The organism is Maritalea myrionectae, from assembly GCF_003433515.1.
GTDB classification, from domain to species: domain Bacteria; phylum Pseudomonadota; class Alphaproteobacteria; order Rhizobiales; family Devosiaceae; genus Maritalea; species Maritalea myrionectae.
In genome coordinates this window covers 1,922,754-1,936,453 of sequence record NZ_CP021330.1, presented here as the reverse complement: position 1 = coordinate 1,936,453, position 13,700 = coordinate 1,922,754, and the positions used below count along the sequence as shown (strand labels likewise).

General features: G+C 51.8%; 12 protein-coding genes. 4 read left to right on the top strand and 8 right to left on the bottom strand.

Annotated elements, in window-relative coordinates; all coding sequences use genetic code 11:
* The 7 genes from MXMO3_RS09915 to MXMO3_RS09890 form a co-directional block, all read right to left on the bottom strand.
* Nucleotides 1-396 (bottom strand): SUF system Fe-S cluster assembly protein, encoded by a 396-nt coding sequence (locus tag MXMO3_RS09915; RefSeq protein WP_027835229.1) that lies wholly within the window; start codon nt 394-396, stop codon nt 1-3.
* A 9-nt stretch (nt 397-405) separates the two neighbouring features.
* Entirely contained in the window at nt 406-1,623 is a 1,218-nt protein-coding gene (locus tag MXMO3_RS09910; RefSeq protein WP_117395772.1) for a cysteine desulfurase, read from the bottom strand.
* 2 nt (nt 1,624-1,625) lie between these two features.
* Nucleotides 1,626-2,825, bottom strand: a complete 1,200-nt coding sequence (sufD, locus tag MXMO3_RS09905; RefSeq protein WP_117395771.1) for a Fe-S cluster assembly protein SufD — start codon at nt 2,823-2,825, stop codon at nt 1,626-1,628.
* A 21-nt stretch (nt 2,826-2,846) separates the two neighbouring features.
* Nucleotides 2,847-3,602: a Fe-S cluster assembly ATPase SufC gene (gene sufC, locus MXMO3_RS09900; RefSeq protein ID WP_027835227.1), complete on the bottom strand. Its 756-nt coding sequence runs from the start codon at nt 3,600-3,602 to the stop codon at nt 2,847-2,849.
* A gap of 72 nt (nt 3,603-3,674) precedes the next feature.
* Nucleotides 3,675-3,842 (bottom strand): hypothetical protein, encoded by a 168-nt coding sequence (locus MXMO3_RS18690; RefSeq protein ID WP_156905551.1) that lies wholly within the window; start codon nt 3,840-3,842, stop codon nt 3,675-3,677.
* Entirely contained in the window at nt 3,842-5,311 is a 1,470-nt protein-coding gene (gene sufB / locus MXMO3_RS09895) for a Fe-S cluster assembly protein SufB (RefSeq protein WP_117395770.1), read from the bottom strand. Before sufB ends, MXMO3_RS18690 begins: the two co-directional genes overlap by 1 nt.
* 38 nt (nt 5,312-5,349) lie before the next feature.
* Nucleotides 5,350-6,504: a cysteine desulfurase family protein gene (locus MXMO3_RS09890; protein ID WP_117395769.1), complete on the bottom strand. Its 1,155-nt coding sequence runs from the start codon at nt 6,502-6,504 to the stop codon at nt 5,350-5,352.
* Nucleotides 6,505-6,757: 253 nt separating this feature from the next.
* Between MXMO3_RS09890 and MXMO3_RS09885 the strand changes: the two genes are divergently transcribed.
* Nucleotides 6,758-7,420 carry an alpha/beta hydrolase gene (locus tag MXMO3_RS09885; protein ID WP_027835224.1) on the top strand — a complete coding sequence of 221 codons (663 nt, stop codon included), beginning with the start codon at nt 6,758-6,760 and terminating at the stop codon, nt 7,418-7,420.
* Nucleotides 7,421-7,467: 47 nt separating this feature from the next.
* Nucleotides 7,468-8,721, top strand: a complete 1,254-nt coding sequence (gene tyrS, locus MXMO3_RS09880; protein WP_027835223.1) for a tyrosine--tRNA ligase — start codon at nt 7,468-7,470, stop codon at nt 8,719-8,721.
* Nucleotides 8,722-8,774: 53 nt separating this feature from the next.
* Here tyrS and MXMO3_RS09875 read toward each other — a convergent pair whose 3' ends face one another.
* Complete coding sequence (locus MXMO3_RS09875) at nt 8,775-12,242, bottom strand: AsmA-like C-terminal domain-containing protein (protein WP_117395768.1); 3,468 nt, start codon at nt 12,240-12,242, stop codon at nt 8,775-8,777.
* 143 nt (nt 12,243-12,385) lie between these two features.
* On the opposite strand from MXMO3_RS09875, the gene bcp reads away from it, so the two are divergent.
* Nucleotides 12,386-12,862 carry a thioredoxin-dependent thiol peroxidase gene (gene bcp, locus MXMO3_RS09870; protein ID WP_027835221.1) on the top strand — a complete coding sequence of 159 codons (477 nt, stop codon included), beginning with the start codon at nt 12,386-12,388 and terminating at the stop codon, nt 12,860-12,862.
* Complete coding sequence (locus MXMO3_RS09865; protein ID WP_117395767.1) at nt 12,852-13,661, top strand: ferritin-like domain-containing protein; 810 nt, start codon at nt 12,852-12,854, stop codon at nt 13,659-13,661. The genes bcp and MXMO3_RS09865 overlap by 11 nt, the downstream gene beginning before the upstream one ends.
* The last annotated feature ends 39 nt before the right edge of the window (nt 13,662-13,700 follow it).

Genomic DNA, 13,700 nt, shown 5'->3' with positions numbered 1-13,700 from the left:
TTACCACCAATTCAGGGCGACCATCGCCTCTTCTGACATGCGTGTCTGATCCCATGGAGGATCAAATACCATGTTCACTTTAACATCCTGTACGCCTTCAACCGAGGCCACAGCATTTTCCACCCAAATCGGCATTTCGCCAGCCACCGGACAGCCCGGTGCTGTAAGCGTCATGTCGATTGTGATGTTGCGGTTGTCATCGAGATCAACCTTATAAATAAGCCCAAGCTCGTAAATATCGACAGGAATTTCAGGGTCATAGACCGTTTTCAGCGCCCCGACGATATTGTCGGTCAACTGCTCGATCTCTTGCGGAGAAAGATTCGAGCTTTCAGTCGAGATCGTCGCCGCATTCGGGCTGACCGGCTCTGCTTGTGCAGTTTCTGTTTCGCTCATTTTCTTCTCCTAACCAAAGAATGTCTGCGCTTTGCCGATGGCTTGAACCAACGCATCCACATCATCTTTCCCATTATATAGGGCGAATGAAGCGCGACATGTAGAGGTCACGCCAAATCTTTTTAGCAAGGGCTGCGCACAATGGCTGCCCGCCCGCACCGCAACACCGTAACGATCAAGGATCGTCGACAGATCGTGGGCATGTACATTTTCAATGGCAAACGAGAAGATGGCTCCCTTGCCGGGCGCATCGCCAATCAGCCGCAACGCATTGATTTTTAAAAGCTCTTGCCGCGCATACTCACCGATTTCATCTTCATGCGCTTTGATATTGTCGCGGCCAATGCTTTCAATATAGTCGATTGCCGCGCCCAAACCAATGGCTTGCACAATGGGCGGCGTGCCCGCTTCAAACCGATGTGGCGGCTCGGCATAGGTCACATTGTCCTCAAACACATCGGCGATCATCTCGCCACCACCTTGGAAAGGTCGTGTGTCTAACAAACGATCATATTTGCCGTAAAGAATGCCGATGCCCGTGGGGCCATATAGCTTGTGGCCTGTGGCGACATAAAAGTCGACGCCCAAATCCTGCACATCAACCGGCAAATGCACCGCACCTTGCGACCCATCCACCATCACAGGAATACCACGCGAATGCGCTATTTCTGTGACTTTTTTGATCGGCACAATTGTGCCCATCACGTTGGACATGTGCGTGATCGCCACAATTTTGGTGCGATCTGTGATCGCGGCTTCAAATTGGTCCATGTCGAAACTGCCATCTTCGGCAACATCTACCCATTTGATCACCGCGCCCTGACGTTCGCGCAAAAAGTGCCACGGCACTATGTTGGAATGGTGCTCCATCTTGGTGATGATGATCTCATCGCCCTCACCAATTTTGGGCCCTACAAAGCTTTGCGCGACCAAATTGATGGCTTCTGTGGCCGAGCGTGTGAACACAATCTCATCCACCCGCTCCGCGTTGAGAAACTTTTGCACCTTGGTCCGCGCATCTTCAAACGCCTCTGTGGCGCGATTGGATAACGTATGTAATCCACGATGCACATTGGCATATTCGTGCGCATAGGCGTGCTGTATCCGCTCCAAAACCTGGTTAGGTTTTTGCGCCGATGCCCCACTGTCGAGATAAACAAGCGGATGCCCGTTCACTTCTTCCGACAGAATGGGAAAATCACCACGAATTTTGCCAAGATCCAGCATAATTACTCCGTTGCCGCCAACCACGCATCCACGCGGTTTTCCAGTTTGGCGTGAATTTGCTCATCTTCGATTTCGTCGAACAATTCCGCCAAAAAGGCTTTAATCAACATAGATTCAGCTTCCGCACGTGAAATGCCGCGGCTCATCAAATAGAACAGCGCATCTGCATCCAACTCGCCGCAAGTTGCCCCGTGGGCGCACAACACATCGTCAGCAAAAATCTCAAGCTCAGGTTTCACCAAAACTTCAGCCCGTTCCGACAGCAACAAGCCTTGGCTCATCATCTGCGCATCAGTTTTTTGCGCATCCGGCGCCACAATGATCTTGCCTTGGAAAATCGCTTTGGCGCGATCCCGCACGATAGATTTAAAGCTTTCCGTGCTCGTGGTGTTCGGCACGGCGTGGTTCACATTCAAGGTGAAATCGCCATGCTGCTTGTCCATCAAAAGGGTCAAGCCTGCAAAGTCGGCATGGGCGCCCTCGCCTTTAAATTCCGCCTTAACGTCTGTGCGGCCCAGCTGGAAATTGGCGTGGGTCACAAAAGTGCGCAAGTTCGCCTTTTCGTGCAAATCATAGCAATTTTGTACAAATTGACGGGCGCCTGTGGCGTTTTGATCAAGCTGAAGATGCAGCAAGTTCGCATTGGCTGCCACATCCATGGCGCAATCTGCAAACCGCAAGCCGCGATCATTCTGCCCTTCAAACGTCTCGATAATGGTCGCTTCCACGCCATCAGCCGAAGTCACCTTCAGCTTGCTGGCCGCAACACTATCCATACCCGCATGCACCTGTGCAATGTGGATTGGCTTATCGAGCGATTTTGAAATCGAAATTTCGATCTGACTTTGGGCAAACCCATCCATCAAATTGATGATCTGATCATCGCCAACTTTTTTGGCCACATCCACAGACTTAATTTCAACGCCGTCAATTGCATCCGCATGTACCAGCTTGCCATTCACGATAACAACGCGGCTAAAGCCGTCAAATTGTTCGCTTGGCAAATCATCATTGGCTTTCGCCAGTTCAGCCGGGACATCGCGCAACAAGGTGCGCAAATCGGTATAGTGATATTCTTCAATCCGACGATGCGGCAAACCATGCTCGGTCAGCGCCGCCTTTGCGTCCGCCGCACCAGCCGCTTGCAACAAATCCGCAAGCTGGTTTTCGGCATCCGTCAGTTTCACAATATGTTGTTCCATGAATTTCGCTCCAGCGTTGGATTAAGCAGCAGTGCCGTCAAACTCGGCATAGCCTTTTTTCTCAAGCTCAAGCGCCAACTCGCGATCACCACTTTCAACCACACGACCGTCTGAGAACACGTGCACACGATCAGGCACGATATAGTTCAACAAACGCTGATAGTGGGTAATAACAAGCATTGAGCGATTGGCATCGCGCAAATGGTTCACGCCATCAGAAACCACTTTCAACGCATCAATATCGAGGCCAGAGTCGGTTTCATCAAGCACGCAAAGCGATGGCTGCATCAGCGCCATTTGCAAGATTTCCGCACGCTTCTTTTCCCCACCAGAAAAACCAACATTCAGCGGACGCTTCAACATATCTTGGTTGATTTCCAACTGGTTGGCTGCGTCTTTCACAAGCTTCATGAAATCAGGAATTTTCAACTCTTCTTCGCCGCGTGTTTTGCGCTGTGCGTTCAACGCCGCTTTCAAGAAGGTCATGGTGGCAACGCCAGGAATTTCGATCGGATATTGGAATGCCAAGAACAGACCCGCAGCCGCGCGCTCGTCCGCACCCATTTCCAAAAGATCTTCACCCATGAACAGGACCTGACCTTCAGTGACTTCATAGCCTTCTTTGCCCGCCAACACATATGAAAGTGTTGATTTGCCAGAGCCGTTCCGGCCCATAATTGCGTGCACCTCACCGGCAGGCAGGGTCAAATCCACACCTTTCAGGATTTGCTTGTCTTCGTCTTCCACTTTCACGTGGAGATTTTTAATTTCCAGAATTGGCGTTGTCATTTCATGTCCTCAATTCTCGCGCCGCAAGATTGGCGCTCTATCTTTGTTCAAAAGGCGGGATCACCACATATAGGTGATCACCAGCCAAACACTTACGGCGGCAAAAACCCCTGCAATGCCACCGATAATCTTATACCCTTCGGGCTCTTCCGCCTTCACGCGGCCAGCCACCACATAGCCCATGCCGAGCCCGGCGATGATGGCCACGATGATTGCGCTCCAGCCCATTAGCCCACACTGCCTTCAAGGCTGATGCCGATCAGCTTTTGGCTCTCCGCCATAAATTCCATCGGCAAATGCTGCAGCACTTCACGCACAAATCCGTTCACGATCAGCGCCACCGCCTCTTCTTCGTTCAGGCCGCGTTGCTGGCAATAAAACATCTGATCATCGGAAATCTTGGAGGTGGTCGCCTCGTGCTCAAACACAGCGCTTGCGTTGCGGCTTTCAATATAAGGCACCGTGTGCGCCCCACATTTATCGCCGATCAACAAGCTGTCACACTGGGTGAAGTTCCGGGCGCCTGTTGCTTTCGCATGGGCAGAAACTTGGCCACGATATGTATTTTGCGAAACACCAGCCGAAATACCCTTTGAAATAATCCGGGAAGATGTGTTCTTGCCCAAATGGATCATCTTGGTGCCGCTATCCACTTGCTGGTGGCCATTCGAAATCGCAATCGAATAAAACTCACCTTGTGAATTGTCCCCGCGCAAAATGCAGCTTGGATATTTCCAAGTGATCGCAGAGCCAGTTTCAACTTGCGTCCAAGAAATCTTGGAATTCTTGCCGCGACAATCGCCACGCTTGGTCACAAAGTTATAAATGCCGCCCTTGCCGTCTTTATCGCCTGGATACCAGTTTTGAACGGTCGAATATTTGATTTCAGCATCGTCCAAGGTCACCAGTTCAACCACGGCCGCGTGCAGTTGGTTCTCATCACGCATTGGCGCGGTACAACCTTCGAGATAGCTCACATATGAGCCTTCATCGGCAATAATCAACGTCCGTTCAAACTGACCGGTTTTTTCTTCGTTGATACGGAAATAGGTCGACAATTCCATGGGGCAGCGAACGCCTTTTGGAATGTAAACAAATGACCCGTCAGAGAACACAGCCGCGTTCAACGTCGCGTAGAAATTGTCAGAGGTTGGCACGACAGAGCCGAGATATTTCTTCACCAGCTCAGGATGCTCTTTCACCGCTTCAGAGATAGAGCAGAAAATCACGCCCGCTTTGGCCAACTCATCTTTAAAGGTGGTCACAACAGACACACTGTCAAACACAGCGTCTACAGCAACTCGTGCGCCTTCAACACCGGCCAAAACAGCCTGTTCAGACAGCGGAATGCCCAATTTCTTATAGGTTTCCAAAAGCTCCGGATCAACTTCATCAAGGCTTTTTGGCCCTGGTGTCGATTTCGGTGCCGCATAATAATAAAGGTCTTGGAAGTCGATTTTTGGATAATTAACGCGCGCCCAGCTTGGCTCTTCCATTTGCTGCCAACGGCGGAAGGCTTCCAAACGCCATTCCAGCATCCATTCCGGCTCATCCTTTTTCGCCGAAATAAAGCGCACAATGTCTTCATTCAGGCCTTTAGGCGCCATATCCATTTCGATATCGGTCTTAAAGCCATACTTGTACTTATCGACGTCAATTTCCTTGACCTGATCAATGGTTTCTTTAACCGCAGCCATTTCAAGACCTCTCTTTCATCAACCCTATCGTGACAGCTCTAGGCGCTTGCCCGCGCACTGCCCTTAAACTTTTCCGCTATCTGCGCACTTGCAGATAAAAACGCCTCAATATCTTCAGGCGTGCTGTTCCACCCAACGCTTAGACGTAACGCACAGTCTGCAAGCGCTGGATCAATCTTCATGGCGTCCAAAACGTGTGAACGCGACACTTTGCCCGACGAGCAGGCGGAACCAGCCGAAAGCGCGATCCGCGCCAAATCATACTGGATCATCGATATATTGTTTTTGATGCCCGGCAGAGCAAACGCGCTCGTAAACCCTGAGCGCGGCACATCCGCGCCAAAAAACACGACATCAGCAAAAATTTCAGCCAAGCCTTTTTCGGCTTTGGCCACCAAATCATGCGGCGCATTGGCGAAGTTCTCTTGCGCCTGCGCTGCCGCCACGCCAAACCCGGCGATCAATGCCGCTGATTCCGTGCCGCCGCGTCGGCCTTGCTCTTGTCCCCCACCAGGAATCAAGCGCACATCATCCACGCGCGGCTTCAAAATAAGCGCACCAACGCCCGCTGGTCCGCCAATCTTATGGGCGGAGACAGAATAAAAATCAGCCCGCGATGGATCGAAATAAAACTCAACCTTGCCCGCGCCTTGTGCACCATCCACCAGCAAATAATGCTCGCGATCAAACAATAGCTCACCAATCTCGTGAATTGGCTGCACAACCCCGGTTTCATTATTCACTTGCTGCACCGCAACCAAAACCCGCGCACCAGTCGCATCGGCTTCGTCAAGTTGGCGCTCCAAAGCGCCAAGGTCCAACAATCCATTGGGCAACAAAGGAATAAACTCGAACGCAACGCCAGCGGTTTCAACCGCGCGGATCACGGCCATATGCTCGCCAGCGCCCACCAAAATCCGCTCAATCTTTTCACTGCGTGCCAAACCCCAGATTGCGTGGGTCAGGCTTTCGGTCGCTGAACCAGTGAACACCACCCGTCCCCGCGCCGTGCCACACAGCAGCGCAACCTTGTCGCGCGCATCTTCAATGATCGCACGCAGTTTGCGCCCATTCTCATGTACGGAAGAAGGATTCCCCGGAATCGCCATTGCATCGACCATGGCCGTCTGCGCGTCCGGCAACAAAGGTGCCGATGCGCTATGGTCCAAATATGTCACTGCATTGCGACTCATCGAAAAAATTCACTCTTTTTCAGGGCCATAGGCCGATTCAACCAATCAGTTCTTGAATTTTGCGCTCTACAATAGGTAAAAGAAGCGCAAGATTATTGACTGTTGGGCGAAAAACTAGTTTTGAATAATTCTAAACTGGTTTTTCGCACTCACGTTTTAGGTAGCGTGCCGACATTCGTCAACCCTTTTCGCCGAACAATCCCTGCATTCGGCAAAAGCATTTGGTTTTGTGTGGGGATAGAAGGTCTCGTGTATGCCTGAAGTATTCTTTAATGGTCCAGCTGGTCGTCTTGAAGGACGTTACCAACAAGCAAAAGACCCTAATGCGCCCATCGCGGTGGTATTGCACCCGCATCCCGAATTTGGCGGCACCATGAACAACCAAATTGTCTACAATTTGTTCTATATGTTCGCCCAACGCGGTTTTTCCGTTTTGCGTTTCAATTCACGTGGTGTTGGACGTTCGCAAGGCACGTTCGATCACGGCGTGGGTGAACTGTCAGACGCGGCGGCAGCGCTTGATTGGTTGCAAACTCTCAATAAAGAAAGCCCCGGCGTGTGGATCGCTGGCTTTTCGTTCGGTGCGTGGATCGGCATGCAGCTTTTGATGCGCCGCCCCGAGGTTGAAGGCTTCATCTCAGTTGCCCCACCAGAAAATCTTTATGATTTTGCCTTCCTGGCCCCTTGCCCGTCATCTGGCCTGATCATTCATGGCGAGAAAGACCGGGTTGCACCGCCAGAATCAGTGCAAAAACTGGTGGACAAGCTCCAGCAACAAAAAGGCATCACCGTCGAACAAAAGATTGTCGAAGGTGCCAACCATTTCTTTGAGGACCGTATAGAACCCCTCATCGAAGATTGCGCCGAATATTTGGATCGTCGACGCGAAGAAATCGCTCAGGGCGGTGGCAGATAGCCACCGACCGGGCAGCAGCTAAAAAATAAGAATAAAAGGAAAAGCATATGACCTACAAATCCGACTTTTTGCGCACGCTTGAAGAGCGCGGATTTTTGTATCAGCTTTCTGATGCAGAGGGCCTCGACAAAAAATTGTGTGAAGGTCCGGTCACAGGTTATATCGGCTTTGATGCCACAGCAAAGAGCCTGCATGTGGGCAACCTCGTGCAGATCATGCTGCTCTATTGGCTGCAAAAAACCGGCAACAAGCCGCTCGTTTTGATGGGTGGCGGCACCTCCATGGTCGGGGACCCGTCTGGTAAAGACGAGATGCGCCAAATGATGACGCCGGAAATCATTGAAGACAACAAGTCAAATATCCGCGAGATATTTTCCGGCCTGCTTGAATTTGGTGACGGCGAAACCGACGCACAAATGCTCGACAATGCAGAATGGCTGATGAAGCTGAACTATGTTGAGTTTTTGCGCGACGTCGGCAGCAAAATCTCGATCAACCAAATGCTCACCCGCGAAAGCGTCAAACAACGTTTGGATCGCGAACAATCGCTGAGCTTTTTGGAGTTCAACTACATGATTTTGCAGGGCTACGACTTTGCCGAGCTCAACAAGCGCTATGGCTGCACCCTGCAAATGGGTGGCTCTGACCAGTGGGGCAACATCATCTCAGGGGTTGATCTGGCCCGCCGCTTGAACGGCGCCGAATGCTTTGCGGTGACCACACCACTGATCACCAAGTCAGACGGGTCCAAAATGGGCAAGTCCGTTGCTGGTGCCGTTTGGCTGCGCAAAGAAATGCTGCCGGTCTATGACTACTGGCAGTTCTGGCGCAACACAGGCGACGCTGATGTGGCCAAGTTCGCAAAATTGTTCACCACACTGTCGCTGGACGAAATCGCCCGTTGGGACGGTTTGGAAGGCAATGAGCTGAACGATGTGAAAAAGCAGTTGGCCACCGCCGCAACGGCAATGATCCATGGTCAGGCCGCGGCGGAAGAAGCAGCAGAGACCGCCCGTCGCACCTTTGAAGAAGGCGCGATCGACCTCACCTTGCCCACCGTGGAAGTCACCAAAGCTGAGTTGAATGAAGGCGTCGGCATCCTGAGCGCATTTGTCACCGCCGGGTTGGCAGGCTCAAATGGCGAAGCGCGCCGCCTGATCAAATCAGGTGCATTGAAGGTCAATGACGAAAAAGTCGACGATGAACGCGCCACATTGGGCGAAGGCCAGCTTTTGCCCGAAGGCGTGATCAAATTGTCCGCGGGCAAAAAACGCCACATCTTGTTGAAGCCTGCCGAATAAGGCTGACATCACAAAAGATCAAAAAGCCCGGCCAATTGCGCCGGGCTTTCTTGTTACTGATTTTCAACTTGCTCAAGCGCTCGGCGTGCTTCTGGATCACCTTGCGCCCGGAACTCAAAGATCTGCCGGAACACGCCCGGTGCCAAAATTGATGCCGGGTTGATCGAGAATTGCGGATCATCCAATGGTCCGCGCACCGCAAAGGTCACGCCGATCAGCCCTTCCCCGTCACGCCCGCCCAATATCGCACCAAGCAGCGGCAGCTTTTGGAAGATGTTATTCAGACCAAATAGCGGGATATAAGTCCCCACCAAATCATATTGGCGCTGACCGGTGTAAATATTGCCCCGCAATGTCCCGCCAATCGTGCCCCCATCAAGCGCACCTTTGGTCACAGTTATCACGCCATCGCCGCCATTGAACTCAATCTCAGCTTGCTTGAAGCGCAACTGGTTCTGACGTTCAATCAATTTGCGACTATCGCGGTGGTTGCCCAATACGAGTGCAACCTTCTCTTCATCCGCAATCGCAAAATCATTCAACGTGAACCCGCCAGAAATGCGTCCGGCTTTGTCATTTATGTTCAGCACCAAGCTGCCCACCCCGTTGAGCAATCGCGGATAAATGCCAACAAACCGCAACAAGGTGCCCAGATCATTCGATGCCGCGACCATCGATCGGCCAAATTGCACGGGATTTGTGGTGATCGACACGGACTTATCATTGCCAAATGACGTTTGCATATTCACCGTGCGGAAATCAGCCCCGCGAAAAACAAACCGTCCATTGGTGTTGTAGGCCGTTGTTTTGTAGAACCCTAAGGCGCGATCCAACGATAGGCTAATATCAATGACCTGGTCTTCTGCGTTGGAGGTTGCGGCTGATGTCCCTTGGTCTAGCCCCAAAAACCGCCGCAACATCGGCTTCAAATCAAGCTGTTCCCCGGAAAGGTCAACCTTAAACCCGCCTTCAATAGGCGACAGTTCCACCTGAGCCTTGTCCCCGGGATTGAGCTGGAACGTGGACATTTTGGCACTGGTCAGCCCTTTTTCATAGTGAAAGTCCAGCTCACCTGCGATGCGGACATCACCGAACCGCAAATCAATCTGCGGTACATCAACACTGTCCTCAGCCATGCGGATTTCTGCGTTGAGCTGGCCAGCCACCCCCTTTTTCTTGGTGACACCCAACTCAGAAAATTTCAGCGCCGCATTGGTCAGATCAACGGCCACCTGAATATCGTCACCCACCGGACGACCCACGACTCGGATGGGCCCGGTCACAAACTGCGACACATCAAAGCCAAGTTTCGCGCGTTCCTCTTCCGACAAGGTTGCCGACGCCGTAATAACCGGCTCCGCATCGTCCTCAGCCTCGATCCGAAGATCGGCGAGAACATCATCAACCAAAACGCGGCCAGATGCCTGATACCCGGCCTGGGAGGCTGTAAATTGCAGATCACCTTCTTTAACGTCACGACCTTCGATCGGTGCTGCGCTTGCAAAATCCTGCACACTGCCATTCAGCGTATAATCAAGCCCTTCCGGCTTACCATCACCAAACTGCGAGATGGTGGCGATCACATTAATGTCCGCCGCCCCGGTCAAATCCTCAGGCTGATAGTCGAGATCAAAATCTTCAAGCAAATTGAGCGGTTCTTTCGACGCAATCGAAATCAGCGTGCTGACATCGCCTTTCAGATCGCCAGAAATCTCAAACACTTGATCTGTGGGAAATGTATTACGGTTCAGATAGGCTGCATTGGTGATCTCCACCTGCCCCGCCGCATCACTCACCGTGCCGCGATCAAATCCCATTTCAATAAAATGGTCCTTCACCTTAATGGTCGTCGTGCCGCCAATATCAATGGTGGGAAACCCGGGCAAAGGTAGCAGCGATACATGCTGCGCCGTGCCGAGAATGGTCAGTCCATTTTCAGGAATCTTCTTATTCTCGCCCTTCTCGCCGATGGTGCCAACCGGAAAGTCAAAACGCATTTTGGCGGTATTCAAGCGACCATCAGTGACATTCTCAACGAACCATTCACGCGCTTCACGGGCCAGAAAATATGGCCATAACCGCTTTAAACTGTCCGCGTCCATATTGCGGGCGACCATTGCCAAATCCAGCCCAATACCCGCCTGCAAAACATCAACACGACCATCGGCTTGCAGCGAATACTCGCCCGTATCAATTGTCACCTTGTCGATGCCGATCGCCCCATAAACTGGGGCGGACCAGCCATTGAACACGATATTGGGGATCGTCTTTTCCGGCGCTTCCATGTCATTTGGGTGCAAATAAACATTGGCCAACTGCATCCCGATGCCAACTGTGGGGCCAAACTGTTCATCTAGACCGAGCGCGAACTCACCCGAAATATCAGCATAGCTTTGCCCAATCTCGATCCTTGTGGGCGACAAGTAATAGCGACTTTCGCGGGGCTTCCACTCTACTTCAGCCACTTCCGAACGCACTGGAAACGTGTCACCCTCAATGGCGGCCAAAGTTCCGGTCACATCCACATTGAATTGACCTAGATAGACCCCCTCCTGATCAAAACTGACATCAAAATCGAGCTGAGACCCACCCTTCAGGGCAAATACCCCATCCTGATCGTCCATAAAGGGCATGATCAGTGCCAAATCGAGATTTTCGAACGCACCCGATACCCGACGCCCGTCATTCACCTCTGGTGTCCAGAAAAAGCTGCCAGACGTGCGACGCCCTGCAGCGGTAAAGCGCGCAAACATGGACACCCCATTTTCATAGGCCAGCAATTCAAGCTCAACTTCGTCAAGCGATCGATAAAGCTGGTAAATCCTGTCCAACACATCAATGCGCCCACCGGTCACCGTCAGTTTGCGATACGCCCCATCAGCGGTATTTTCAGCGAACAGCGCCAATAGGCCTTCAAGCCCGTTAACCGCCTCAATGGCCCACGCATTGTCGGATTTAACCTTCAGGTCTTCTTCGCCAGCCCGCAATTGAACGCCATCATCGCTAAACGTAACGCTTAGGCCTGTTTGCGCCCCAACTTGCAGGCGTACCGTGGGGGTGTCGCCCACCGCCTCTTCATCAAACTCAAGGTTGGCGAGATTAACGCCGTTAAAATCTTGCACCAGTTGAACGTGTGGTTCGCGCACCTCAACTTCAATGGCGGGACGGCCAGAAACCCAAGCGGGAAAAAACCACCGCAAATCGACGTCTTCGGCAACAAATTGCGCTCCGGATTGCTGGTGCCAAACCTTAAGCTCACTCAAATTGAGGGCCGGAATCCAGCCTTCCCGCAACGTCAGGCCGGCTTTTTTAAAGTCAGCGGCATAGCCGGGAGGCAATTGTTCCTCAATTTTCTGCGCGACCAGCCCGTGCACGCCGGGAAAAGAGACCACATTCAACGCCAAAATAATGACGGTGAGGACGATGAGAGCAACGAAACCGCCGGAGAAATGCACCCGCTTCTTCTTGTGCAAGGGCCTTGTGTCTTTGGGCGATTTAGCGCGTTTTTTCTTTTGTCTCATTAAAGGCTTTTATGCTGCGGGTTGAATTGTGTCAGCTTCAATGGCAAATGATTGAACAAGCTGATATTTTGCTCTTAAATCTCAAAATGGGCTGATCTGTGACCAAATCGAATCTTCTTGTCCTCACATAAGGGAAATCTCTGATGGCTGAACTTCAAATCGGCGATGTCGCCCCTCATTTCACCAATCCAACCGAATCGCAAGATTTTACCCTGTCTGAGCATAAGGGTAAAAACATAGTGCTATTTTTCTACCCAAAAGACGACACACCGGGCTGCACAGTGGAAAACATTGATTTTACCGCCCTCCTGCCAGAGTTTGAAGCACACAACACCATTCTAGTCGGTTGCTCTGCTGACCCAGTGGCAAAACACGCCAAATTCAGGGAAAAGCACGATCTCAAGATCATCCTGCTATCAGATGAAGACCATAAAACCATGGAAGCCTATGGCGCTTGGGGCGAAAAGAAGATGTACGGCAAAACATTCATGGGAATCAAACGCACCACGTTCCTGATCGATGAAAATGGTAAAATCGCGCATATCTGGCGCAATGTTCGCGCCAAAGGCCATGCCCAAAAAGTACTCGATAAACTAATTGAGCTTGAAAATGGCGCGTGAGCTGTTTGAAAGCGCTGTTGCCATCGTCCATGAGCCAGATTTGGTCAAAAAGACTGATCTGGCGATGGATACGGCGCGGGCGTGGCTCAAACGACAAATGGGCAAGGGCCGATATGATGAACTGGCGCTGCCTGACCAGCCCGGACGCCCCGAAAAACCTGAACTGCTGCCGCCGGGCAAAATGCCCAAACGTAACTTGCGCACCGAGCATGGCCGCAAGGCCCATATTCACGCCCTCGCCCACATTGAATTGGGCGCTGTGGATCTGACATGGGATCTGGTTGCACGCGGGTGCGGCCATAATTTGCCGCGTTCTTTTTTGGACAATTGGGTTCAAGTTGGGCTGGAAGAGGCAAAGCACTTCCGCATGCTCTCCAATCGCTTAAATGAGCTGGACAGCGCCTATGGGGATTTCCCCGCCCACGATGGTTTGTGGCAATCTTGCGCAGATACAGCCCACGATTTATTGGCGCGCCTGGCCATCATTCCCTTGGTTTTGGAGGCCCGTGGGCTGGACATCACCCCTGTAATGATTGAACGCACCCAAGCGGTGGGCGATGAGGCAACAGCCAAAATCTTGCAAACCATCTATAATGATGAAAAGCGCCACGTGGCGTTTGGCGCCAAATGGTTTCGGTATCAATGCGACATTGAGCGCAAGCAACCCATACCAACTTTCCAGTCTTTGGTGCGCAAACATTTTCGTGGCGCATTAAAACCGCCCTTTAACGACAAAGCCCGCGCCGCAGCTGGGCTAACACCCAGTTTTTATAAGCCCATCGCTCCCATTATCGGATAGTTAACCATAATCCTCCATCTTTAGCAGTAGAAGAGAATC

What these genes read in the sequence shown, in the direction of transcription:
- MXMO3_RS09915 (WP_027835229.1), bottom strand. Translation starts at nt 396, where the DNA reads ATGAGCGAAACAGAAACTGCACAAGCAGAGCCGGTCAGCCCGAATGCG.
- MXMO3_RS09910 (WP_117395772.1), bottom strand. Translation starts at nt 1,623, where the DNA reads ATGCTGGATCTTGGCAAAATTCGTGGTGATTTTCCCATTCTGTCGGAA.
- sufD (WP_117395771.1), bottom strand. Translation starts at nt 2,825, where the DNA reads ATGGAACAACATATTGTGAAACTGACGGATGCCGAAAACCAGCTTGCG.
- MXMO3_RS18690 (WP_156905551.1), bottom strand. Translation starts at nt 3,842, where the DNA reads ATGGGCTGGAGCGCAATCATCGTGGCCATCATCGCCGGGCTCGGCATG.
- sufB (WP_117395770.1), bottom strand. Translation starts at nt 5,311, where the DNA reads ATGGCTGCGGTTAAAGAAACCATTGATCAGGTCAAGGAAATTGACGTC.
- MXMO3_RS09890 (WP_117395769.1), bottom strand. Translation starts at nt 6,504, where the DNA reads ATGAGTCGCAATGCAGTGACATATTTGGACCATAGCGCATCGGCACCT.
- MXMO3_RS09885 (WP_027835224.1), top strand. Translation starts at nt 6,758, where the DNA reads ATGCCTGAAGTATTCTTTAATGGTCCAGCTGGTCGTCTTGAAGGACGT.
- tyrS (WP_027835223.1), top strand. Translation starts at nt 7,468, where the DNA reads ATGACCTACAAATCCGACTTTTTGCGCACGCTTGAAGAGCGCGGATTT.
- MXMO3_RS09875 (WP_117395768.1), bottom strand. Translation starts at nt 12,242, where the DNA reads ATGAGACAAAAGAAAAAACGCGCTAAATCGCCCAAAGACACAAGGCCC.
- bcp (WP_027835221.1), top strand. Translation starts at nt 12,386, where the DNA reads ATGGCTGAACTTCAAATCGGCGATGTCGCCCCTCATTTCACCAATCCA.
- MXMO3_RS09865 (WP_117395767.1), top strand. Translation starts at nt 12,852, where the DNA reads ATGGCGCGTGAGCTGTTTGAAAGCGCTGTTGCCATCGTCCATGAGCCA.